The sequence below is a fragment of the Haloprofundus sp. MHR1 genome (genome assembly GCF_005155585.1).
Classification (GTDB): Archaea; Halobacteriota; Halobacteria; order Halobacteriales; family Haloferacaceae; genus Haloprofundus; species Haloprofundus halophilus.
On record NZ_CP039833.1, the window covers coordinates 1,873,272 to 1,894,760 of the forward strand.

The 21,489-nt window shown below is 66.9% G+C and carries 19 protein-coding genes; 10 read left to right on the forward strand and 9 right to left on the reverse strand.

All coding sequences use genetic code 11. From position 1 onward, the window contains the following. Positions 1-175: 175 nt before the first annotated feature. The gene (mutS, locus tag FCF25_RS09470) at positions 176-2,842 is read right to left on the reverse strand and encodes a DNA mismatch repair protein MutS (protein WP_137048393.1); all 2,667 of its coding nucleotides are present in this window, start codon (positions 2,840-2,842) and stop codon (positions 176-178) included. 338 nt (positions 2,843-3,180) lie between these two features. Here mutS and FCF25_RS09475 point away from each other — a divergent pair, with 338 nt between their 5' ends. From FCF25_RS09475 to FCF25_RS09485, 3 genes are all read left to right on the forward strand, one after another. After that, positions 3,181-3,639, forward strand: coding sequence for a DUF6789 family protein (locus FCF25_RS09475; protein WP_137048395.1), 459 nt, complete (start codon positions 3,181-3,183; stop codon positions 3,637-3,639). Between the two features lie 145 nt (positions 3,640-3,784). Further along, a complete protein-coding gene (locus tag FCF25_RS09480) occupies positions 3,785-5,539 on the forward strand; it encodes a cbb3-type cytochrome c oxidase subunit I (RefSeq protein WP_137048397.1) in 1,755 nt (584 codons plus the stop codon). A gap of 144 nt (positions 5,540-5,683) precedes the next feature. Beyond that, positions 5,684-6,322 carry a DsbA family protein gene (locus tag FCF25_RS09485; protein ID WP_137048399.1) on the forward strand — a complete coding sequence of 213 codons (639 nt, stop codon included), beginning with the start codon at positions 5,684-5,686 and terminating at the stop codon, positions 6,320-6,322. 9 nt (positions 6,323-6,331) lie between these two features. Here the strand turns inward: FCF25_RS09485 and FCF25_RS09490 are convergent, their stop codons facing one another. Then, positions 6,332-6,778, reverse strand: coding sequence for a PaaI family thioesterase (locus FCF25_RS09490; protein ID WP_137048400.1), 447 nt, complete (start codon positions 6,776-6,778; stop codon positions 6,332-6,334). Positions 6,779-6,884: 106 nt separating this feature from the next. Continuing rightward, positions 6,885-7,526 (reverse strand): MBL fold metallo-hydrolase, encoded by a 642-nt coding sequence (locus tag FCF25_RS09495; protein WP_137048402.1) that lies wholly within the window; start codon positions 7,524-7,526, stop codon positions 6,885-6,887. A 102-nt stretch (positions 7,527-7,628) separates the two neighbouring features. On the opposite strand from FCF25_RS09495, the gene FCF25_RS09500 reads away from it, so the two are divergent. Beyond that, positions 7,629-8,576: a calcium/sodium antiporter gene (locus FCF25_RS09500; protein WP_137048404.1), complete on the forward strand. Its 948-nt coding sequence runs from the start codon at positions 7,629-7,631 to the stop codon at positions 8,574-8,576. Between the two features lie 34 nt (positions 8,577-8,610). Then, complete coding sequence (locus tag FCF25_RS09505) at positions 8,611-9,540, forward strand: calcium/sodium antiporter (RefSeq protein ID WP_137048406.1); 930 nt, start codon at positions 8,611-8,613, stop codon at positions 9,538-9,540. Positions 9,541-9,559: 19 nt separating this feature from the next. Here the strand turns inward: FCF25_RS09505 and FCF25_RS09510 are convergent, their stop codons facing one another. Continuing rightward, complete coding sequence (locus tag FCF25_RS09510) at positions 9,560-10,375, reverse strand: molybdopterin-synthase adenylyltransferase MoeB (protein ID WP_137048408.1); 816 nt, start codon at positions 10,373-10,375, stop codon at positions 9,560-9,562. A 135-nt stretch (positions 10,376-10,510) separates the two neighbouring features. On the opposite strand from FCF25_RS09510, the gene FCF25_RS09515 reads away from it, so the two are divergent. The 3 genes from FCF25_RS09515 to FCF25_RS09525 all read left to right on the forward strand — a co-directional run bounded on the left by FCF25_RS09515 (position 10,511) and on the right by FCF25_RS09525 (position 12,499). Further along, positions 10,511-10,969 carry a DoxX family protein gene (locus tag FCF25_RS09515; protein ID WP_137048409.1) on the forward strand — a complete coding sequence of 153 codons (459 nt, stop codon included), beginning with the start codon at positions 10,511-10,513 and terminating at the stop codon, positions 10,967-10,969. Between the two features lie 62 nt (positions 10,970-11,031). Further along, positions 11,032-11,892: a CPBP family intramembrane glutamic endopeptidase gene (locus FCF25_RS09520; protein WP_137048411.1), complete on the forward strand. Its 861-nt coding sequence runs from the start codon at positions 11,032-11,034 to the stop codon at positions 11,890-11,892. A 127-nt stretch (positions 11,893-12,019) separates the two neighbouring features. Beyond that, the gene (locus FCF25_RS09525; RefSeq protein WP_137048413.1) at positions 12,020-12,499 is read left to right on the forward strand and encodes a DoxX family membrane protein; all 480 of its coding nucleotides are present in this window, start codon (positions 12,020-12,022) and stop codon (positions 12,497-12,499) included. 213 nt (positions 12,500-12,712) lie between these two features. Here FCF25_RS09525 and FCF25_RS09530 read toward each other — a convergent pair whose 3' ends face one another. Further along, positions 12,713-13,303 (reverse strand): 50S ribosomal protein L15e, encoded by a 591-nt coding sequence (locus FCF25_RS09530; RefSeq protein WP_117592750.1) that lies wholly within the window; start codon positions 13,301-13,303, stop codon positions 12,713-12,715. 283 nt (positions 13,304-13,586) lie between these two features. On the opposite strand from FCF25_RS09530, the gene FCF25_RS09535 reads away from it, so the two are divergent. After that, the gene (locus tag FCF25_RS09535) at positions 13,587-14,408 is read left to right on the forward strand and encodes an alpha/beta hydrolase (RefSeq protein WP_137048415.1); all 822 of its coding nucleotides are present in this window, start codon (positions 13,587-13,589) and stop codon (positions 14,406-14,408) included. A 102-nt stretch (positions 14,409-14,510) separates the two neighbouring features. Here the strand turns inward: FCF25_RS09535 and FCF25_RS09540 are convergent, their stop codons facing one another. Genes FCF25_RS09540 through FCF25_RS09550 form a run of 3 tightly spaced genes read right to left on the reverse strand, consistent with a single transcriptional unit; the run spans position 14,511 to position 17,856 of the window. Next, a complete protein-coding gene (locus FCF25_RS09540; protein WP_137048417.1) occupies positions 14,511-15,593 on the reverse strand; it encodes a sugar ABC transporter permease in 1,083 nt (360 codons plus the stop codon). Continuing rightward, positions 15,590-16,555, reverse strand: a complete 966-nt coding sequence (locus FCF25_RS09545) for a carbohydrate ABC transporter permease (protein WP_117592745.1) — start codon at positions 16,553-16,555, stop codon at positions 15,590-15,592. The genes FCF25_RS09540 and FCF25_RS09545 overlap by 4 nt, the downstream gene beginning before the upstream one ends. An 8-nt stretch (positions 16,556-16,563) precedes the next feature. Next, positions 16,564-17,856, reverse strand: coding sequence for an extracellular solute-binding protein (locus FCF25_RS09550; protein WP_117592743.1), 1,293 nt, complete (start codon positions 17,854-17,856; stop codon positions 16,564-16,566). A 245-nt stretch (positions 17,857-18,101) separates the two neighbouring features. Between FCF25_RS09550 and FCF25_RS09555 the strand changes: the two genes are divergently transcribed. Further along, positions 18,102-19,229, forward strand: coding sequence for an ABC transporter ATP-binding protein (locus tag FCF25_RS09555; protein ID WP_137048418.1), 1,128 nt, complete (start codon positions 18,102-18,104; stop codon positions 19,227-19,229). Between the two features lie 125 nt (positions 19,230-19,354). Here the strand turns inward: FCF25_RS09555 and FCF25_RS09560 are convergent, their stop codons facing one another. Then, positions 19,355-21,421 carry a glucan 1,4-alpha-glucosidase gene (locus FCF25_RS09560; RefSeq protein WP_137048420.1) on the reverse strand — a complete coding sequence of 689 codons (2,067 nt, stop codon included), beginning with the start codon at positions 21,419-21,421 and terminating at the stop codon, positions 19,355-19,357. Positions 21,422-21,489: the final 68 nt, after the last annotated feature.

Below are 21,489 nucleotides of genomic sequence, written 5' to 3' on the forward strand. Positions count from 1 at the left end.
GTGCTTGCTGCTCTTGTACTTTCGCCATCAGTTCAGCGGACTGCCGGGTGTGACGGAGAGTATCGTACGCCGTCGACACCGGCGGGACGTACTTTTCCGGACGACGGGGTGTCGGCCCCGCCGACGGAACCGAGTCGTACTTCCGAAGCGAGACGGCTCGCGACCGAGCGCGCCGTCACTCGTCCAACTCCCGCTGCCACGCCTGCACTTTCGCCATCAACTCGACGGGCGACGTCTCCTCGACGTTCGTCCCGCGGAGTTCGTCGAGCACCGCTTCTATCTCCGGGTCGACGGCCGGTTCGCCCCCGTCCTCTCCGGTCGCCGTCGACCCGGCGGCGGTCGCTTCCGGCCCGGTCGTCTTCGACCCGCCGTCGCCGGCGGCGAACTGGCCGCTCGACAGGTCGAACACCGCCTGCACGGGTTCGCCGCTCCCGCCGCCTTTCGCCTCGATGGCTTTCTCGGTGCGGAGTCTGTCGAGTACGTCGGTCGCGCGCGTCACCACCGGGTCGGGGACGCCCGCCAACTCCGCGACGTGAATCCCGTACGACCGATTCGTCGGCCCCTCGCGGACGGTGCGGAGGAACGTCACGTCGCCATCGCGTTCGTCGGCCGCCACGTGGACGTTCTCTACTCTGTCGAGGTGGTCGGCCAGCCCCGTCAGCTCGTGGTAGTGCGTCGCGAACAGCGTCTTGGCCCGAACTTCGTTGTGCAGATACTCCGTCGCTGCCCAGGCGATGGAGATGCCGTCGTACGTCGCCGTCCCCCGCCCGACCTCGTCGAGGATGACGAGCGAGTCCTCCGTCGCCGAGTGGAGGATGTTCGAGAGCTCCTGCATCTCGACCATGAACGTCGACCGCCCCTGCGCCAGTTCGTCGAGCGCGCCGACGCGGGTGTAGATGCCGTCGACGAGTCCGACCGTCGCCGAGCGCGCGGGGACGAAACTCCCCACCTGCGCGAGCAGCGTGACGAGCGCCGACTGACGCATGTACGTCGACTTGCCGCTCATGTTCGGGCCGGTGACGATGAGGAACGCGCGCTCGCGGTCGAGGTAGAGGTCGTTCGGCACGAAGTCGGTCGTCGTCTCGACCACCGGGTGCCGTCCCGCCTCGATTCGGAGGGGACCCGCCTCCGTCAGTTCCGGCCTGACCCAGTCGTTTCCGGCGGCGTGCGTCGCCAGCGACGCGAGCGCGTCGACTTCCGCGATGGTCCGCCCCACGTCCTGCAGCAGCGCCGCGTGGTCGGCGACGCGTCGCCGAAGCTCTTTGAACAGTTCGTACTCCAACTCCCCGCGGACCTCTTCGAGGCGGAGGATGTCGCGCTCTCTCTCCTCCAGTTCGTCCGTGACGTACCGCTTCGAGTTCTTCAGCGTCTTTATCTCGCGGTACTCGTCGGGGACGCCGTCGGTCTGCGACTTCCCCACCTGGATGTAGTACCCGTCGGTCTTGTTGCGCGACACCGAGAGGTGGTGGAGGCCGTGCCGCGACTTCTCGCGCTCGGCGAGGCCGTCTATCCAGCGTTTCGCCTCCTCGTGGCGGTCGATGAGTTCGTCGAGTTCGTCGTCGTAGCCGCGGCAGATGAGGCCGCCCTGCGTCAGCGTCTTCGGCGGCTCTTCGGCGAGCGCGTCCGCCAGTTCCGCGCGGAGCGCCGCGGCGGCCTCGTGGTCCGGCCGGGCGACGACGTCGGCGAGCGGCGAGTCGGCGAGTCGCCCCTCGGTCGCCTCCCGGAGCGCCGGAAGCACCGCGAGCGTGTCCCGAACCGACAGCAAATCGTGCGCACCCGCGCTACCCGAGGCAGTGCGACTCGTCAACCGTTCGAGGTCGTACGCGCCGTCGAGGGTGTCGCGGACGCGCTCTCTGTCGAGCGCCGCCGACGCGAGCGCTTCGACGCTGTCGAGGCGGCGCTCGATGTCGGCCCGCGAGCGTCGGGGGCGCGTGAGCCACTCCTTCAGGAGGCGGCCGCCGGGACTCGTCACCGTGTGGTCGACGGTGTCGAGAAGCGACCCCGAGCGGTCGCCGTGCATCGTCTCGGTGAGTTCCAGATTCCGCTGCGTCGTCGCGTCGAGTTCGAGGTGGTCGGCGACGCGGTACGCCTGCAGACGCGTCATCGACTGGGCGACGCCGACGCCCGTCTCCTCGACGTACGACAGTACCGCGCCCGCGGCGCGAATCGCGCGGTCTCCGTCGAGACCGACGCTGTCGAGCGCCTCGCGGCCGAACTGCTCGCGGAGGGCGTGTCTCGCCCGGCCGGGTGCGAAACTCTCTGTGTCGTGCAGCGACAGCGACGCGTCGCTCGCTTCGCGGAGTCGACTCAGGAACCCGTCGTCGTTGCGAATCTCGGGGCCGGGGAGAATCTCGACCGGCGCGAACCGGTAGAGTTCGGCGTGCGCGTCGGCCTCGTCGTCGGTGTCGGTGACGAGAAACCGGCCGGTGGTGGCGTCGGCGAACGCGAGGCCGAATCCGTCGTCGCCGTCGCCGCGGACGACGGCGGCGATGTACTTCGCGTCGGCGTCGGTCGTCTCCAGCAGCGTCCCCGGCGTGACGACGCGCGTGATCTCGCGGGCGTGGCCGTTCTCGGTCTCGTACTGGTCGGCGACGGCGACCCGGTAGCCGCGCTCGACCAGCACCTTCAGGTACGGCGTGAGGTCGTTCAACGGCACGCCGGCCATCGGGTACGACGACCCGTGCGAGGACTTCTGCGACACTTTCAGGTCGAGTTCCTCGCCGACGAACTCCGCGTCGTCGGCGAAGAACTCGTAGAAATCGCCGCACTGCATCGCCAACAGGTCGGCGTCCGTCTGGTCCTTGAGAGAGAGGAACTCCCCGACGATTCCCTGTGCGGTCATACGTTTTCTCGGGCAGTGCGCGGCTAAAACGCTGCGGGTTCTCCCGATGCCGGTCGCGAGAGAAGTCGCGGTTGCCGACCGAAAGCCCCTACCCTCGGTCCGGCACCGCGACACCGAAGGATGCGTTCGGAAGCGGTTTTGTCTTTTGTCTCCGGTCGGCGCGTCGGCTCACCGCTGCGCCGCTGTGTGGGCGACCCCCCGGTCGACTCACTGCTCCGCCGATTCGACTCACTACTCCGTCGATTCGACTCACTGCTCCGCCGACGCGCCTCGGCCGCCCGTCGACGCGCGTGCGACGGGCGAGGCTTTTAACCGAGTGCCACGAACTACCGTCCACCATGAACCGTCCACTCAGCGCCATCGCCGGTGGTGTCACCGGAATCGCCGTGATGACGTTGTTACTGCTGTTTCTGGAGGTAGAGACTCGTTCGAATCTCGCCATCTTCGAGGCCGTCGCCCGCTTCGCCGGCATGCCCGGAAACGTCACCCTGGGCTTTCTGCTGTTCCTCCTGGCGGGCGTCTTCGCCTGGCCGCTGGCGTTCATGGCGCTGGAGCAGTACATCCCCGGCGGTCCGGACCCGGCGACGCGCGGGATGGTGCTCGCCGTCGCGCTGTGGGTCGTGTTCGTCCTCACCGGACGCGGCGACCTCTCGGGCGGGCTGCTCGCCATCTACATCATCTTCACGCTCTTGGCGCACCTCTGCTACGGTTTCCTGCTCGGGGCGGTGTACGGCCGCCTGACGAGCGAGAGCCCCGTGGAAGCCGACCGGTACGACCCGACCGACGTTTCGCAGTGAGCGCACATCGGCCCCGAAGACGGGACCGAACTCTGCCGAGTACGGCGAACGCCACCGTCTCTGTACTCGGGTACGATCGTAGAACACCACCGTATCTATATTTGGATACAATCCTAAGTTGAGCGCGTGGTCCTCGACCCTGTCGATGGACGTGATTAGTGTGCTCACAGAGATACCTGGCCTGCTCGTCGTCACCTGGGTGCTGCTCGGGTTGGCGATATACGCCGGCTACAGACAGAACTGGCAGTTGCGAAGCGTCGCCGCCGACGGTGGCTACCTCTCGGGACTGGGTTTCGAGTCCGAGAAACCGACCGGTCTCTTCCGGTGGCTGACCACCGTCGACCACAAGGATATCGGCGTTCTCTACGTCGTCTTCGCCACCGGCGCCGCGCTGTGGGGCGCGACGGACGCGATGATGATCCGCACCGAGCTGTTCACCGCCGGGACCGACGTCTGGAGCGCCGAGACGTACAACGCGCTCTTTACGACCCACGGGCTGACGATGCTGTTCTTCTTCGTGACGCCCGCGTTCACGGGTCTCGCGAACTACTTCATCCCGATTCTCGTCGGCGCGGACGACATGTCGTTCCCGCGCATCAACGCTATCGCCTTCTGGCTACTGCCGCCGGCGTTCTTCCTGGTCCGCGGCGGACTCATCACGGAGGTCATGGGGAAGATGCTCGCATCCGTCGGCGTCCACTGGGAACTGCTGTTCTCGCTGCGGCCGCCGACGATCGGGTGGACGCTGTACGCCCCGCGGTCGATCATCGTCACGAACCCGCAGGTCGACCTCGTACTTCTCGGGTTACATCTGAGCGGCCTGGCGACCATCATGGCCTCTATCAACATCATCGTCACCATCTTCACCGAACGCGACGAGGGAGTCACGTGGGCAAACCTCGACATCTTCTCGTGGACGCTGCTGACGACGAGCGGCATCGTCCTGTTCGCGTTCCCCGTGCTCGGGAGCGCGCTCCTGATGCTCATCGCCGACCGTAACTTCGGGACGACGTTCTTCGCCGTCGACGGCGGCGGCCCCATCCTCTGGCAGCACCTCTTCTGGTTCTTCGGTCACCCCGAGGTGTACATCCTCGTCTTGCCGGCGTTCGGTCTCGTGAGTCTCATCCTCCCGAAGTTCGCCGGACGGAAGCTGTTCGGATTCAAGTTCATCGTCTACTCGACGCTCGCCATCGGCGTGCTCTCGTTCGGCGTCTGGGCGCACCACATGTTCTCGACCGGCATGGACCCGCGTCTGCGCGCCTCCTTCATGGCCGTCTCGCTCGCCATCGCCATCCCCAGCGCCGTCAAGACGTTCAACTGGATGGCGACGCTGTGGGGCGGTAACGTCCGTTGGGCCACGCCGCAGATCTTCTGCGTCGGCGGTATCATGACGTTCATCGTCGGCGGGGTAACGGGCGTGTTCCTCGCGTCCATCCCCGTCGACTTGGTGCTGCACGACACGTACTACGTCGTCGGCCACTTCCACTTCATCGTGATGGGCGTCATCACCTTCGCCGCGTTCGCCGCCAGCTACTACTGGTTCCCGCTTCTCACGGGACGGATGTTCAACCGTCGACTCGGCCGCATCCACGGCTACCTCAGCATCGTCGGCGTGTTCGTCGCGTTCATGCCGATGATCCTCATCGGCTACGGCGGCCTCCCCCGCCGGTCGGCGTCGTACCCGGGCGTGTTCGAGGCGCTCCAACAGGTGTCGACGTTCGGTGCGGTTATCATCGGCATCGGGGCGCTCATCTGGCTCACCAACCTGGTGCAGTCGTACCGCCTCGGTCCCATCGTCACCGACGCCGACGTGTGGAACCTCCGCGAGAGCGGGCAGTTCTCCCGCGAGTGGCAGTGGTTCGAGACGCAACTCGAAGAGCGGACGAAGTTCCGCCGCTGAGACGGTCGCACCGCCCGCCGACTCCGGCCGTTCGTCGACTCCGGTCGCCCGCCGACTCCGGCCGTTCGTCGGCTTCGACGCTGGTGCGTCGGCCGCTCACACCCGAGTCGGCTTCTTCTGGCCCCCGCTCGAACACGCAACACCATGAACGACAGCGCCGACGCCGAGACGGTGACCATCTACTCCGACTACGTCTGCCCGTTCTGCTACCTGGGCCGACGCTCCTTCGACCGATACCAGGAGGGCAGGGCGGAGGAGCTGGAAATCGACTGGCACCCGTTCGACCTCCGCAGTCAGAAACGCGGCCCCGACGGCGAGATAGACCACGGCGTCGACGACGGAAAGGACGACGAGTACTTCGAACAGGCCAAGCAGAACGTCCAGCGACTCAAAGAGCGCTACGACGCCGACGAGATGTCGCTCGACATCGCTCGGGAGGTCGACTCGTTACCCGCGCAAGTCGCCTCTTACTACGTCAAGCAGCACTACGACCACGGGACGTGGCTCGAGTTCGACGAGGCCATCTTCGCGGCGCTGTGGCACGACACGCGCGACATCGGCGACCCGGACGTACTCACCGACCTCGCCGAAAACGTCGGAATCGCCCCAGACGAGATTCGGTCGGCGCTCGACGACGACGCGCTCCGCGAGGAACTCCGCGGAAAGTTCACCGAGGCCCGGCAGCAGGGCGTCACCGGCGTGCCGACGTTCGCCTATGACGGCTACGGTGCCCGCGGTGCGGTGCCACCGGAACAGCTGAAGCGACTCGTCGAAGGCGCCTGACCGACCCTCTCACTCGGTTCCTCCGTTCGTCGACTCCGGCGACCCCGGTCCCCACGCCGTCTCACCCTCGCCGCCGCCGGTTTTGAACACCCCGCGCGCGTCCGCGACGTGGGACCCTTCCGCGTCGCGTATCTCGACCTCGGTAACGGCGACGCTGTTGCCGTCTCTCACGACCTCGGCCTCGGCGACGAGGTCGCTCTGTCCGGGTGCGAGATAGTCGATTCGCATGTCGATGGTCGGCGTCGGCGCGTAGTGCAGCGACATCACGGACGCACCGCCGACGGTGTCGGCCAACGAGTACGCGACGCCGCCGTGGGCGATTTTCCGACCCGGGACCGACGAGAGTTCGGGCGTCAGTTCGACGCGACCCCTGGCGTAGCCCTCCTCTATGGCCTCGATCTCGATGCCGAGGTGCTCGACGAACGGGAGGCCGTTCAGAAGCGACTCCAGACTCATGGCCGAGCGTCTCGGCGACGCTGTAAACCCGTGTCGGAACCCGAGACAACCGTCACGGGGTTTTCGCGTGCGCCCCGCTCGGCGTCGAGAACGGCGACGCGACTCGCTACGACGGCTTACCGGGGAAGTTCACGAACCGGTCCAGTTTCTCCTTGCCACCCTCCAGCACCGACGACCCGTGGAAGACGAGCACGGCGTCGAACTCGAACGCCAGCAGGCGTTCGAGGTTCTCCTCGGCCTCGTTGAGGTCGTCGGAGAACACCGCGGGCGGCAGAATCAGGTACCCCTCGGGGAGGCCGCGCTGGTCCGCGCCCGAGACGGCGTCGCCGGCGACGACGACGCCGCGGTCGACGTCGACGAGCGCGTGGTTGTCCGGTTCGTGACCCGGCACGTGGACCGCCTCGAACGGCCCGACCTCGTCCTGGTCGCCGTACCGGGTCACGTTCCTCTCTTCGACGCCGTCGACTCCCGAGAGGTCGGTCTGCTCGGGGACGAACACCTCGGGGTCGAACCGGTCGACGACGGCCGGGAGGCCGCCGACGTGGTCGCCGTCGCCGTGGGTGACGACCGCGCGCTCGGGTTCGACGCCGAGGTCGTCGAGACCCGAGAACAGGCGGTCGGTCGTCGCCTCCAGACCGGTGTCGACGAGCGTCGGCGTCTCGCCGTCGAAGAGATACGCGCGCAGTCGGCGGTCGGTTCCCTCCATCACGGTGATGTCGTACACGCCCGAGAGCGGTTCGGTCGGCATACTCGACGGTCGGCCGCGAGGGTGATAGTTCGTGCGGCGACCCGACGGGAGGTCGGCGGTGTCCGGACCGTGATTTATTCCGAGGGCCTCCGTAGTCGACGTGTGCCGAGTATCGCCGTCGACGTCGCCGTCATCGCCGTCAGTATCGCCGTCCTCTGGATAGGGGCACGCATGTTCGTCGATTCGGCCGTCCACGCGGCCCGGCGGTTCGGTCTGTCGGAACTCACCATCGGCCTCACCGTCGTCGCCGTCGGGACGTCCTCGCCCGAAATCGCCGTCTCGTTGGAGGCCGCGCTCGAGTCGAGTCCCGACATCGCCGTCGGCAACGTCATCGGCAGCAACATCTTCAACGTCGCCGTCATCCTCGGTATCGTCGCGCTGGTCCGCTGGGTCCCCATCTCGCGCGGACTGGTTCGCCGCGACGGCCTCGCGGTGCTGGCCTCGGCGGCCCTCGCCCTCGCCGTGCTCTTCGACGGCGTCGTCACCCGACTCGAAGGTCTCGTCCTGCTCGCGCTGTTCGGCGGGTACCTCTTCGCGCTGTTCCGCCTTACTCCCGACGGGCCCGGGGTCGACGGCAGCGAGGCCGCGGGGGCCACGGCCGGCAGCGACTTCGGCGCGCGCGAGGCGCTCGAACTCGTCGGCGGTCTCGCCCTCGTCGTCGTCGCCGGGCAGTTTCTCATCGATTCGGCGACGGCGCTCGCCCGCGTCGTCGGCGTCTCCGAGTGGGTCATCGGCGCGACCGTCGTCGCCGCCGGCACGTCGACGCCGGAGTTCGCCGTCTCGGTCGTCGCGCTGACGCGCGGGAGCAGCGGCGTCTCCGTCGGCAACGTCCTCGGGAGCAACATCTTCAACGTCCTCTTCGTGCTCGGTCTCGCGGCGACAGTCGCGCCGCTGTCGGTCGGGCCGGCCGCGTTCGACGGCGCGCTGTGGTCGTTCGGCCTGTCGACGCTGCTCGTCGCGGCGCTGTGGAGCGGTCACCGCCTCTCCCGGCTGGAGGGCGGGTTGTTCGTCGGGTCGGAGGTCGTACGCTGGCTGCGTTCGATTCTGTGACAGGTTTATACCGTCATCGACACATCTCTCCGACGTGAACGCGACTGTCCTCACGTCGCTCGTCCTGTTCGTCGTCGCCGTCGCCGTGCTCTGGGTCGGTGCCGAGCAGTTCGTCGAGGCGGCCATCCGAATCGCGCGCCGCTTCGGCGTCTCTGCGACCGTCGTCGGTCTGACCGTCGTCGCCGTCGGCACCTCGCTGCCCGAGATCGCCGTCACCGTCGAGGCGTCGCTCGCCGGGCGGTCGGTGCTCGCCGTCGGCAACGTCGTCGGCAGCAACATCTACAACATCGCCGTCGTGCTCGGTCTCGTCTCGCTGGTCCGGCTGATTCGCGTCTCGCAGCGGGTGCTCCACCGCGACGTGCTGGCGGTCTCGGGTGCGACCGCCCTGCTGCTGCTCGTTCTCCTCGACGGTGCCGTCTCCCGCCTCGAGGGTCTGGGCCTGCTCGCGGCGTACGTCGCCTACGTCGTGATACTGGTGCGCTACGCCGACAGCACGGGGCCCGAACGCCTCGACGTGGACCCGCCGAAACGCTTCGACGCGCTCCGTCTCGTCGGGGGTCTCGTCCTCGTCGTCGTCGCCGGACAGGTGCTCGTCGACGCGGCGGTCACGCTCGCGCAGTTCGCGGGCGTCTCCGACTACGTCATCGGCGCGACGGTGGTCGCCGTCGGCACGTCGACGCCGGAACTCGCCGTCTCGGTCGTCGCGCTCACCCGCGGTCGAAGCGGCGTCTCCGTCGGCAACGTCCTCGGGAGCAACCTCCTGAACGTCCTCGTCGTCCTCGGTCTCGCGGCGACGATCCAACCGCTCGCGTCCAGCGCCGCCGCGTTCGACGGGGCGCTGTGGCTCGCGGGGCTGACGGCGCTGTTGGCGATTGCGCTCTGGACGGGACGACGACTCACTCGTCCGGAGGGCGGCTTGCTCGTCGGATCGGAGGCGGTCCGCTGGCTGCTCGGGTTCGGATGACGCGAGGAAAACAGAGCGCTCAGTCCGCCTGCACCGCACAGCCGCCGGTGTACTCCACCTCGTCGACGGAGCCGATGGGGTCGTCGCCGCAGACCGGACAGTCGGGGTTCTGACGGTAGGGAACCGTCTCGAAGCTCATCTCCATCGCGTCGTAGAACAGCAGCCTTCCCGCGAGCGGTTCGCCCGCGTCGATGAGGAGTTTGACGGCCTCGGTCGCCTGGATGCAGCCGAGCGTTCCGGGGAGCACGCCGAGGACGCCCGTCGTCGCGCAGTCGGGGACGGTGCCGGGTTCGGGCGCTTCGGGGAACAGACAGCGGTAGCAGGGGCCGCCGGGGACGAGCGTCGTCGCCTGTCCCTCGAACTTGTAGATGGCGCCGTGGGCGACCGGAATCCCGGCGAGGCGGCAGGCGTCGTTGACGAGATACCGCGTCCGGAAGTTGTCGGAGGCGTCGACCACCACGTCGTAGTCGGCGACGAGCCCCTCGACGTTGTCGGGGCCGACGCGCAGGTGGTGCCGCTCGACGGTCACGTCGGGGTTGAGGCGCTCGACGAAGTTCGCGGCGCTCTCGACTTTCGGCACGCCCACGTCGGCGTCGGCGTGGATGACCTGCCGCTGGAGGTTCGACCGCTCGACCACGTCGTCGTCGGCGACGCCGAGGTGGCCGACGCCCGCGGCGGCGAGATACTGGATGACCGGCGCGCCGAGGCCGCCCGCGCCGACGACGAGCGCGCGCCCGTCGAGCAGTTTCTTCTGCCCCTCGGGACCCACCTCGTCCATGATGATGTGCCGCGAGTAGCGGTCCAACTGCGTCGCGTCCAGAGAGAGGTCGCTCATAGCTGGGCGTTTGCGGTTGGCGGACATAAGGGTGCGGGAGCCCGTCGCACGCGGTTCGGCGTTCGACGCCGGCGGTTTGACGCGCAACTCACACAACCGGACAGTAGGTAACACTACGCACGCGGTACCGTCCGTATGAGTCTGCTCGAACTGCACTCGCACGACGAGGCGACGACGGAGTCGGGGGACGAACGACCGGAGAGGGCGTCGTCGTCGACGGCGGCCGAGAAGCCGTTTCTGCTCGGCCGTCTGCTGTTCGGCGCCACGCTCGGCTTCATGGCGGCGACGAACTTCCAGAGCCTCGACGAAACGGTGCAGTACGCCGAGTCGAAGGGCGTGCCGAACGCAGAGAAACTGGTGCCGCTCGCCAGCGGGATGGCCGTCTTCGGCGGGATTGGAATCGCGCTCTGGCGGCTGCCGGCGCTCGCCGCGGGTGCGGCGGCGGCGTTCCTCGCGGGCGTCACGCCGACGATGCACGACTTCTGGACCCTCGACGAAGACGAGGGGAGACAGGACCAGCAGATCCAGTTCATGAAGAACCTCGCGCTGTTCGGCGCGGCTATCGGCTACCTCGTCCGCGCGCTTCGGGGCTAACGCGCCTCCCGTCGACGCTCCGTCCCTCCCCATTTATCACCGACGGTGAACCACAGTCGCGCATGTCCTCGCCACCGGACTCGGCGCCGGCCGACGACACGCCGCCCGTCGACTCCGGCCGCGGTTCGTTTCTCCGCCGCGCTCTCGCACTGTTCGCGCTCGGTCTCCTCGGTATCGCAGCGCTCGGGGTGACTGTCGCGACCCAGTTGGGCACGACGCCGTCGCCGCCCGGTGTCGACCTGCCGCTTCCGCTTCTGGTCGTCGCGTCGCTGATTCCGAACACGCTGTTGCTGCTCGTGGCCGTCGTCGTCGGGACGTACTGCGCGCCTCGCGCCGGGTTTCGCTCGCACGTCGACGAGCGCGTCGCGCGCGGGACGCCGGTGCGCTCGAATCTCCGCCCCGAACTACCGACTGCCGTCGTCGTCGGTCTCGCTGTCGGAATCGGTATCGTCGGGTTGGACGCGGTCGCTGCGCTGTTCGTCCCGGAAGTCGCACAACTTCAGAGAGGTGGCGGCACGCCCTCCGTCGGGGCGCTGCTGGCGACGGTGCCGCTCCGGTTTCTCTACGGCGGCATCGTCGAGGAGTTACTGCTGCGCTGGGGGTTCGTCTCGCTCCTCGTCTACCTCGCGTGGCGAGTGCTCGGAACCGGTGTCGGGCCCTCCGAGCGGGTCGTCTGGGCCGGTATCCTCGTCGCCGCCGTCGCCTTCGGCGTCGGGCACCTGCCGGCGCTTCTCGGAACCGCCGGTTCGCTCGGCATCCCGGCGAGCGCCGGACTCGTCGCGCGAACGGTACTGCTCAACGCCGTCGGCGGCGTCGCGTTCGGGTGGCTGTTCTGGCGAAAGAGCCTCGAAGCCGCGATGGTCGGTCACGCCGCCTCGCACGTCGCCCTCGTCGGGTCGTCGCTGCTGGTGATTCTGCTCTGAACGAACCGCCTTCGGTACCCGACTTTCCTTCCGACGAAGCAACGGTTATTCATCCGCGGCCCGTATGTATGAACGAAATGTACATTACTAACGAAAGTGATATCGGTTCCGACAGGAGCGGCGACGAATGAGCGTCGGTAGCGCGGTCGGGCGACTGGTGTTCGCCCTCGGTCGGACGCTGTTCGGCGGCTTGCTGGCGTACATGGGCGTGAAGAACCTCCAGGAGATGAGCGGACGCATCGCCTACGCCGAGGCCAAAGAAGTGCCGAACGCGAATATTTTGGTCCCGGCGTCGAGCGGCGCACTGGTCGCCGGCGGCGTCGGCATCGCACTGTGGAAGTTCCCGCGTCTGGCGGCGGCCGGTGTCGCCGCGTTCCTCGCGGGCGTCACGCCGACGATTCACGACTTCTGGAACATGGAGGACGAAGAGCGCATGAACGAGCGAAACGCGTTCCTGAAGAACGCGGCGCTGTTCGGCGCGGCGCTGGCGATTCTCGGGAGCGGAAAGCGGGCCCACCCGTCGGCGTCGACGCTCGCCGACCCGACGGAGGAGACGCGAACCGACGACGCGGCCGAACCCGCCGAGACGGTCGACACGGTCGAATAACCGGCATCTCTTTTCCGCCGAGCGTCGAATTCTGACAGTCTGCGGCGGCTGAGACGACGTATTCACCGGTGGCGGAGTTCAGTAATTGAGCGAAGAGGGCACTCTCGACCGAGCATCGACGCTTCGCGGGCCGACGACCCGAGAGCGGTCGCTCCGACCGGCGATAAACGGGAGAATCGAGAGGTTGCGCGTCCGGCGGAGAGCGGGCGAGCGTTACTTGCCGCGGCTCTTGCCGCTGGTGACGCTGGGACGGTTGTGCTCGGTACCTTTGCCGCGGTTGTTGAGGCCGCGGTTCTTCTTGCCCTCGTTGGAGAGGCCGCGGAAGGCGCGGCCTTTGTGCTTGTCCGAGCAGATCCAGTTGAGGTCGTCGTCGTTCTGAATCGCCGGGTGGTTCGGGTCCACGAGGATCATCTCGAACCACTTCTGCGACCCGTCCTCGCCGACCCAGTAGGAGTTGAGCAGGCGGAGGTTGACGTACTTCCGGGAGGCGCGCTCCTCGGCGATGCGCTGGATGCTCTTGCGTCGACCGATGCGGTTGACGCCCTGGCGCTTCGAGCGGCGACCCGCCTTGTGGCGGCGCTTGCGGGCGTTACCCTTGCGGACCGAGACGCGCACGACGACGATACCCTGCTTGGCCTTGTAGCCGAGTTCGCGGGCTTTGTCGAGTCGCGTCGGTCGCTCGATTCGTTCGATAGCGCCCTGTCGACGCCATTCCTGTTTTCGCTGCCACTGGAGCTCGGCGAGTTTGCCGTCGCCGGGGGTCTGCCAGGCTTCGCGGATGTGTGAGTAGAAGCTTTTTGCCATCGTGTATCACCACGGGCGCTTGCGATTCAGCCGTTCGAGGGCGCGAGGCCCCGGAAGCCACATTTCGTCCCGTCCGCCGTGCGGCGGGGTCGGGTGCCCGCTGGCGGCCCGTCGTCCAGCGAGTTGTCCGTACTTCCCGTCATCGCCGTTTAAGAACTTCGAATCCGAGCGGTCCGCGTGCGGGTGAGTCACACCCCTCGGGCGGTGGTTTCGACACATTGGAGTCGCTCACAGTTCTCGCCGCATCGACACTCGTTAGGAAGTCTCCGCCGAATCCCCGCGCATGAACGCCGACCCCGAGTGGCACTCGTACGACCTGACCGACGACCACACCGTCGTCGGCGACGTGCTCGTCTCCGAGGAACTCGACCCCGACTCGCCGAAACTGCCGGCGCGGCGCGTCTCCGCCTACCTCCCGCCGTCGTACCGCGGGAGCGACGCCGACTACCCCGTGCTCTACATGCACGACGGGCAGAACCTCTTCGACGAACGCACGAGCAACGACGGCGAGTGGCGCGTCGACGAGACGATGCAGCGACTGAGCGAGGAGGGAATCGAAGCCATCGTCGTCGCGGTTCCACACGGCACTGATAACCGGCGTAACGAGTACACGCCGCACGAACACGAGAAATTCGGCGGTGGCGACGCCGACGCGTATCTCGACTTTCTCGTCTCCGAACTCAAACCCGCTATCGACCGGGAGTTCCGAACCCGGACCGACCGCGACTCCACCGGTCTGATGGGGTCGTCGCTCGGCGGCCTCGTCAGCCTCTACGGCTACTTCGAGCAGGCTCAGACGTTCGGCTTCGCGGGCGTGATGAGCCCCGCGTTCTGGTGGAACCGCGAGATATTCGACTACGTCGACGCGCGGACGTACTTTTCGGGGAAACTGTACTTCGACGTCGGTGGCGACGAGCGACCCGACGACCCCGAGCGGACGCGAGAGTACGTCGAGGACGCCGAGCGGATGGTCGAACTGCTGCGCGAGAACGGCTACGACGAGGACGAACTCCGCTTCGTCGTCGACGATGAGGCGGTTCACCACGAGGACGCGTGGGCCGACAGACTGCCCGACGCGCTTCGGTTCCTGCTGAGCGACCGGTGACGGAGTTCCGTTTTCGAGCACCCGGATAGAGCCGACACGGTCGCTTCTCGGTGTCGTGGCGTCGTAACGTGAAAAACGGATGTGGACCGCGGATTCGCCCGCTTACCCTTCCATACCGCTGAACGACAGGCCGCCCTCGATGTAGCGCTGGGCGAACAGGTAGACGAGCATGATGGGTGCGGCGAACGTCAGCGCGAACGCCGAGAACCGCGCCCACGGGATGGAGTACTCGCTGATGAGCGAGAACAGTCCCACCGGCAGCGTGTAGTTGTCCGTGCCGAGCAGCGTCTGCGCGACGACGAACTCCGTCCATCCCGTCAGGAAGACGAAGATGAACACGGTCGCCAGCCCCGCCGCCGACAGCGGGACGATGACCTCCGTGACGACGCGCCACGGCGGCGCGCCGTCGACGACGGCCGCCTCCTCGTAGGAGACGGGGATGCCGTCCATGTACGTCTTCAAGAGCCACGTGTTGAACGGCACCGCCGTCGCCGCGTAGTAGACGGCGAGCGCGAGTTTGTTGTCGTTGAGTCCGACCTGGACGTACACTGCGTACAGACCGATGAGCAGCGCGATGCCGAGTCCGCCGCCGACCTGCGTCAGCAGGACGTAGGTGAACAGAATCTTCCGGCGGAAGATGAACTCGCGGCGCGACAGCGCGTACGACGCCGGCACGATGAGACACATCGCGATGATGACCGTCGGAATCGAGACGGTGAGGCTGTTCCAGAAGAACTGCTTGAACTCCGACGGGCGGTCGACGCCGTAGTCGGAGGCGTCGAGGAACGTTATCTCCGGCGTGTTGAACACGACCGCGAGGTCGCTCAACGGAACGTTGAGACTGATGGAGTAGCCGGGGACGATGAGGTCGCCGATGACCCAGATGAACGGCTGCAGCGACGGGTTCTCCGGGAGCAACCGGAGTCCGCCCGACGAGTAGATGGAGCCGCCCGAACCGGAGAGCGCCGCCATCAGAATCCAGTAGATGGGGAACATCAGCCCGGCGACGAGCACGAGCGCGCCGAGCGTCGCCCCGACCGTTTTCAGCGGTTTCGACGGCGGAATCTCTCCCCGGCGGACGCCCTCGACGGTGTACTTCGCGTCGCGGGCCGTCTCGACCGGCGTCATGGCGACGTTCCGGGTGTCCTCCTTCAGTTTGCGGGCGATGCCGCTCAGGAGGCTCACGAGTCGCTCACCCCGTCTGCGAGTCGGCCGCGCTTGACGTTCAGCCACATGAACGCGCCGATGAACGCGACGGCGATGATGGAGATGGCCGCCCCCTCGCCGTAGGCGGCGAAGGAGAACGCCTCACGGTAGCCGTAGACGACGATGAGCTCGTTCGCCCGCGCCGGTCCGCCCTCGTTGAACACGTAGGGGATGAGGAACTGCTGGAACGACGCCGCCGCCGTCAGAATCGACGCGAAGAGAACCGGTCGCTTTATCGACGGGAGCGTCACGTGGAAGAACCGAGAGAGGTAGCTCGCGCCGTCGACCATCGCCGCCTCGTGCAGTTCGTCGGGTACGTCCTGCAGCGCGCTGACGGTGATGATGACCATGAACGGGTAGGCGAGCCACGCCTCGGTGATGTTGTAGGCGACGAACGCCATCCACCGCTCGCTGAGCCACGAGACGGTTCCCATGCCGAGCGAACGAAGCACCTGGTTTGCGAGGCCGAACTCCGCGGAGCTGAAGATGCCGCGCCACACCGTGATGGTGAAGATGGCCGGCAGGCCCATCGGCAGGATGATGAGCGAGCGCATGAAGCGCTTGCCCCGTACGCGCTTGCCGGTGACGACGAGCGCGATGCTGATGCTCAAGACGAGTTTCAACGTGACGCTCGTCGCGACGAACAGCCACGTGATGCCGAACGAGTTCCAGAACGTCGGGTCCGTGAGGACGGTCGCGTAGTTCTCCAGCCCGACGAACGTCGCCTCGCCGAACGTCAACACCGCCAGGGCGCCCTCGCCCGCGAAGAGGTTCCCCGGTTCGGCGTTCGTGAAGGAGATGCCGACGAGGTACAGCACCGGGAACAGCATGAACGCCGAGAAGACGAACAGCCCCGGCAGCACGAACAGCAGCGACGCGTCTCGCTTGTCGAGGAACGGGACGTCCTCGACGCGGCTGGCGACGCGTGACACGGTGCTCATCTGTTCAGTTACTCCCAGTTACTGCGGATCTCGTTCGCCGCCTGGTTCATCGCCGGTTCCGGCTCGGCGTCGCCGTTGAACATCTTCGTGAGCGCGTTCTTCACGGGGTCCCACACCTGGTTCATCCGGGGGTCGGTCGGCATCGGGACGCCCTGCTGGACCGCCTCGGAGAACGCCTGCACGGTGGCGGGCAGTTCGTCGCCCTCGACGAGGCTCTGGAGCACCGGGATGCTGCCCTGGTTTTCGGCGTTCTCCAGGAGGAGCTCCTCGTTCGTGACGTACCACTCGATGAACTCGCGCGCAGCGACGGCGTCGTCGCCGCCGTCTTCCATCCCCGACGCGAAGTACCACATCGTGATACCCGTGTACGGGGTGGGGCTGCCGCCTTCGGGGGTCGGAAGCGTCGTGACTTCGTAGTTGACGCCCTTCTCGTTGAGCGTCGCGAGATACCACGGGCCGTTGATAGCGAAGGCGGCGTTACCCTCCGCGAACGCCGAGGCCTGCGGCTCGTACACCGGGTCGTTCGGCATGTAGGGGACGAAGTTGTCGACAGCGAACTGCGCACCCTCGATGGTCTCGGCCTTGTCGACGCCGAGCGGGTCGTCCTGCTCGGGGTCGAAGAGGTAGCCGTCGAACGCCTGCAGCCACGCGCTGAGGAAGTACGGGTCGGCGAAGGGGTAACCGAGTCCGTACTGGTTGTTCGCCGGGTCGTGGTACTCCTCCATCACCGACGTCATGTCGGCGACCGTCTCGGGCGCTTCGTCGACGATGTCGGTGTTGTAGATGAGCGTCACCGTCTCCGCGTCGTGCGGGAGGCCGTAGACGTTGCCGTCGAACTGAGCGGCGTCGGCGGCGGCCTCGGTGAACTGACCGAGGTCGACGTTCAACTGGTCGCTCTGGTCGACGATGAACCCGCGCTCGGAGTAGTCGCCGACCCAGTCGTGGGCCCACTCGAACGTGTGTGGCCCCTGTCCGGCCGGGATGGCGCTCGTCGTCTTCTGCTCCATGTCGGAGATGTCGGAGTAGCTGACGCTGTGGTTCGTCTGGTCTTCGAACTGCTGGATCGCCTCCTCGCGCTCGTCCTTCTCGGACTCCGGCAGCGAGTACCAGACCGTCGCCTCACCCGACGGTCCCGAGTCGCTCGACCCCGAGGAGTCAGACGACCCGTCCCCCGAACTGTTTCCGTCGCCGCCGGAGGAGTCCGTCTCGCCCTGTTCCTGTACACCGACGCAACCCGCGAGCGCGCCGATACCGCCGGCGACGCCGAGGTTCTTCAGCATGGTTCTGCGGTCCATTGTCATGGATGAATATGAGAGGAATAAGTAGTTCAAACCTTAAATCTTCGGATGCGGTGCGACTGTTAACATAATCGTTATACAAGCTTCAAACCGGGCGAAAACTCGGAAAACACCAAATTGCGTTTCCTACATCAGCGGAAAAATAGCGGCGGCCTCACCGGCCGGTCCTAATCTACTACGAAATTATGCGTCACAAATTCCGATTCGAGAGTAAGAACTATACCGCCGGCTCTCCACTCGTGGAGACAATGGGAACTGTAACGCTCGACGCTCTCAGAAAGGAGTTCGACAGCGGCCAGATCGTCGCCGTCGACGACGTCTCCCTCGACGTTTCGGACGGCGAGTTCGTCACCGTGGTCGGCCCCTCGGGGTGCGGGAAGTCGACGACGCTGCGGATGCTCGCGGGCTTAGAGCGACCGACCTCGGGCCGAATCACCATCGACGACGAGGACGTGACGAACGTCCACGCCCGCAAGCGCGACGTGGCGATGGTGTTCCAGAACTACGCGCTCTACCCGCACAAGACCGTCCGCCAGAACATGGCGTTCGGCCTCCGGATGAGCACCGACCTCTCGAAGGACGAGCGACACGAACGCGTCCGCGAGACGGCCGAGATGATGGGCATCGAGGAACTGCTCGACGACCGCCCGAACGAGCTCTCGGGCGGGCAGAAACAGCGGGTCGCGCTCGGTCGCGCCATCGTCCGCGAACCCGACGTGTTCCTCTTCGACGAACCGCTTTCGAACCTGGACGCCAAACTCCGAACGACGATGCGCACCGAGATTCAGCGCCTCCAGAACGACCTCGCGACCACCTCCATCTACGTCACCCACGACCAGGAGGAGGCGATGACGATGGGTGACCGTATCGTCATCCTGAAGGACGGCAGACTCCAGCAGGTCGGTGCGCCGAAGGACGTCTACGAGAACCCCGCCAACAAGTTCGTCGGCGGGTTCGTCGGGTCGCCGTCGATGAACTTCATCGAGGTTCGAGCGAGCGTCTCCGGCAACAGCGTCCGTCTCGAAGACGAGTCGGGCCGCTTCGACTACCGCCTCGACGCCGCCGACTACCCGAGCGTCGCCGACGGCAACCGACTCTCGTTCGGCATCCGCCCGGAGGACGTGTACGTCGCCGACGCCGCAGAGGGGATTCGGACGACCGTCGAAGTCGTCGAACCCATCGGCAGCGACAACTACCTCTACTTGGACCTCGCGGCCGACTTCATCGCCCGCGTCGACTCCGACGTCGAACCCGAACCCGAGGACACCGTCGCTATCACGTTCGACGAGAACGACATCCATCTCTTCGACGACAGCACCGGCGAATCGCTGACGTATCGGGAGCAGACGGAGACGGTTACGACCCCGTCGGCGTAGCTTCGGAAGTACTCGGAGTCCAGTTCTCTTCGTTTCTCGACTCGCCAAAAACAGAACCTATCGTAGCCGTGCCGTTCGGTCGGCGAACGCAGTTGCGACGTTCAGATAGCGAACGTAGCCGTAGTTCAGTCGGCGAGCGTCGCCGCAGGCGCACCTACGTCGATGCCGAGTTGGTCAGCCAGCGCAACCGTCGCCAGTCGGAGCGCGTGGGGCCACCCCAGCGGCGTCGCGCTGTCGGGCGTGCCGTCGTCGAACACCTGTTCGGGCAGGTAGCCCGTCTCCATGCAGAGCGGTCCGTCCGGGAGGACGAGCGACAGCAACTCCTCGGTCATCGCCTCGAACGCTTCCGTCCGGTTATCGTCGTACGCACCGAGCAGTGCCGCGGTGCACGCGGCGGCGTGTGCACCCCACGCCGTCGAGACCGACCAGATCTTCTCGTGATCCTGTTCGCGCTGTCGCCAGCCGTCGCCCTCGTAGCGGACGAGGCCGCGCACTTCGCTCTCGTCGGGGTCCGACCAGAGTCCCTCGACGGTGTTCTCGACGTGCGAGGCGAGGCGGTCGAGCCGCTTCTCGTCCACCTCGCCGACGCGGGCGTACTGGCGGTGTGCGGCCGCCAGCGCCAGCGTCGCCGAGTCGTATCGGGGGTCGAGGTCGCCCGCCCCGAGTCCTTCCACCTCGTCGGCTTCCTCGCACTCGCGGAGCGCGTAGATGTCGCGGTTTTCGACCCAGAGGTCGTCGAGCGCCTCGTAGATGCGGTCGGCCTGCTCCTCCGCGTGCGCCGTCGTCTCCGCGGAGAGGTCGGCGTCGGCGACGGCAGCGTACGCTTCGAGGAACGTCGCCGCGGTGTGGCTGAACCGGCCGTTCATGTTCTCCCAGGCGTTCTGGCAAGCGATGGGTCGGCCGTCGGCCGCGAGCGTGTCGTCGAGACCGCCGACGGCGTCGTCGAGCGCCGCCACGAGCTTCTCGCGGAGGTCGGCGTCCACGTCGTCGACGACCGACGCCAGGAACGTGACGACGCTGCCGGTCTGGTCGGCCTGATAGTCGAGGCCGTCGCCCGCTTCGAGGCGGCCGTTCGCCCAGCCGGGCGCGAGCGTGCCGTCGCGGGGCCAGACGCGATGCGGCCACGTTCCGTCGCGCTGTTGGGTGAGCAGGTACGCCCGGACGCTGCGGTCGGTCCACGAGTCGAGGTCCAGTCCGACGTACTCCGATGCCTCGTCGACGAACAGCGAAATCTCGGCGTCGTCGCGGAACCAGGTGTAGCCGTATCCTCCAGAGTGGGCGTAGTAAGGGTCGAAGTCGGGGCCGGCGATGCGGAGGCCGGTCTCCGCCGAGAGCAGTCGGAGAACGCGGACGTCCCCCGCCACCGCCTCGGGGTTCGGCGCGTCGTCGGGAACCGGAAGCGCCTCCGCGTCGGCGGTCCGCCGGAGCGAGTCGGCGTCGACGTACGCCGCCGTGAGTTCGTCCAACCGACCGAGCGCCGCCTCGCGGTCGGTCGCGTGCTCGTCGGTCAGAAGCGTCACGAGCGTCGTGCTGCCGGACTCGAACGGGAGGAACGCGACGAGGTCGCCGCTGAGTCGGTCCTCCTCGTAGCGGTCCTCGGAGACCGGACGGGGGAGGTCGACCGCCACCTCGTCCAGTACCTCGGCGAAGCGCGCGGGCACCTGCCCGTGGAGGTCCGAGAAACCGGTCGCGCTGCCGACGAAGTCGTGCTCGGTCGTGTGGTACAGTTCGACGGCGTTCTCGTGGCGGAGTTGGCCGATTCGGGTGTCCTGCGCGTTCGGTGCGAGACCCACGTAGGCGACGAGTTCGACGCTTTCACCCTCCCCGTCGAGTTCGAGGTGCGTCACGTGCGCGTCGTCGATGGTGAGGTCGTACTGCGTGAGCGTTCCGGCGGGCGTCTCGCGCTCGGTGACGACGAGCGCCGTCCCGTCGTGATACGTCTGCGAGACGGTCGCGTCGGCGGCGAACCAGTGGACCTCGTCGTCGACGCGGAGACCGAGACGACTTCGGTCGATTCCGTTACGCCCGGTCAGCGGGTAGCCGAAGTCCCGGAGCGACCCGTCGCGCTCGACGTGGACGAGCCGGCCGCCGAATCCGGAGAACAGACCCGTCGTCGACCGGCGCTCGCCCGGAAATCGCGTGTCGTGACCCTCGTGTCGTTTGTAGTCGTCGAGGGCGTCGCGGAGTTGCATCGAGAGTGTGACGCCGCGCCGGGGTAATAACTCTTGGTGTAATTGTTGTTCACAGTTTTCGAGCGAAG

Coding starts and splice junctions, on each gene's coding strand:
- FCF25_RS09525 (WP_137048413.1), top strand. CDS start 12,020: ATGAGCGTCGGTAGCGCGGTCGGGCGACTGGTGTTCGCCCTCGGTCGG.
- FCF25_RS09490 (WP_137048400.1), bottom strand. CDS start 6,778: ATGAGTCTGGAGTCGCTTCTGAACGGCCTCCCGTTCGTCGAGCACCTC.
- FCF25_RS09475 (WP_137048395.1), top strand. CDS start 3,181: ATGAACCGTCCACTCAGCGCCATCGCCGGTGGTGTCACCGGAATCGCC.
- FCF25_RS09560 (WP_137048420.1), bottom strand. CDS start 21,421: ATGCAACTCCGCGACGCCCTCGACGACTACAAACGACACGAGGGTCAC.
- FCF25_RS09550 (WP_117592743.1), bottom strand. CDS start 17,856: ATGACAATGGACCGCAGAACCATGCTGAAGAACCTCGGCGTCGCCGGC.
- FCF25_RS09485 (WP_137048399.1), top strand. CDS start 5,684: ATGAACGACAGCGCCGACGCCGAGACGGTGACCATCTACTCCGACTAC.
- FCF25_RS09510 (WP_137048408.1), bottom strand. CDS start 10,375: ATGAGCGACCTCTCTCTGGACGCGACGCAGTTGGACCGCTACTCGCGG.
- FCF25_RS09495 (WP_137048402.1), bottom strand. CDS start 7,526: ATGCCGACCGAACCGCTCTCGGGCGTGTACGACATCACCGTGATGGAG.
- FCF25_RS09515 (WP_137048409.1), top strand. CDS start 10,511: ATGAGTCTGCTCGAACTGCACTCGCACGACGAGGCGACGACGGAGTCG.
- FCF25_RS09535 (WP_137048415.1), top strand. CDS start 13,587: ATGAACGCCGACCCCGAGTGGCACTCGTACGACCTGACCGACGACCAC.
- FCF25_RS09545 (WP_117592745.1), bottom strand. CDS start 16,555: ATGAGCACCGTGTCACGCGTCGCCAGCCGCGTCGAGGACGTCCCGTTC.
- FCF25_RS09520 (WP_137048411.1), top strand. CDS start 11,032: ATGTCCTCGCCACCGGACTCGGCGCCGGCCGACGACACGCCGCCCGTC.
- FCF25_RS09480 (WP_137048397.1), top strand. CDS start 3,785: ATGGACGTGATTAGTGTGCTCACAGAGATACCTGGCCTGCTCGTCGTC.
- FCF25_RS09530 (WP_117592750.1), bottom strand. CDS start 13,303: ATGGCAAAAAGCTTCTACTCACACATCCGCGAAGCCTGGCAGACCCCC.
- FCF25_RS09555 (WP_137048418.1), top strand. CDS start 18,102: ATGGGAACTGTAACGCTCGACGCTCTCAGAAAGGAGTTCGACAGCGGC.
- mutS (WP_137048393.1), bottom strand. CDS start 2,842: ATGACCGCACAGGGAATCGTCGGGGAGTTCCTCTCTCTCAAGGACCAG.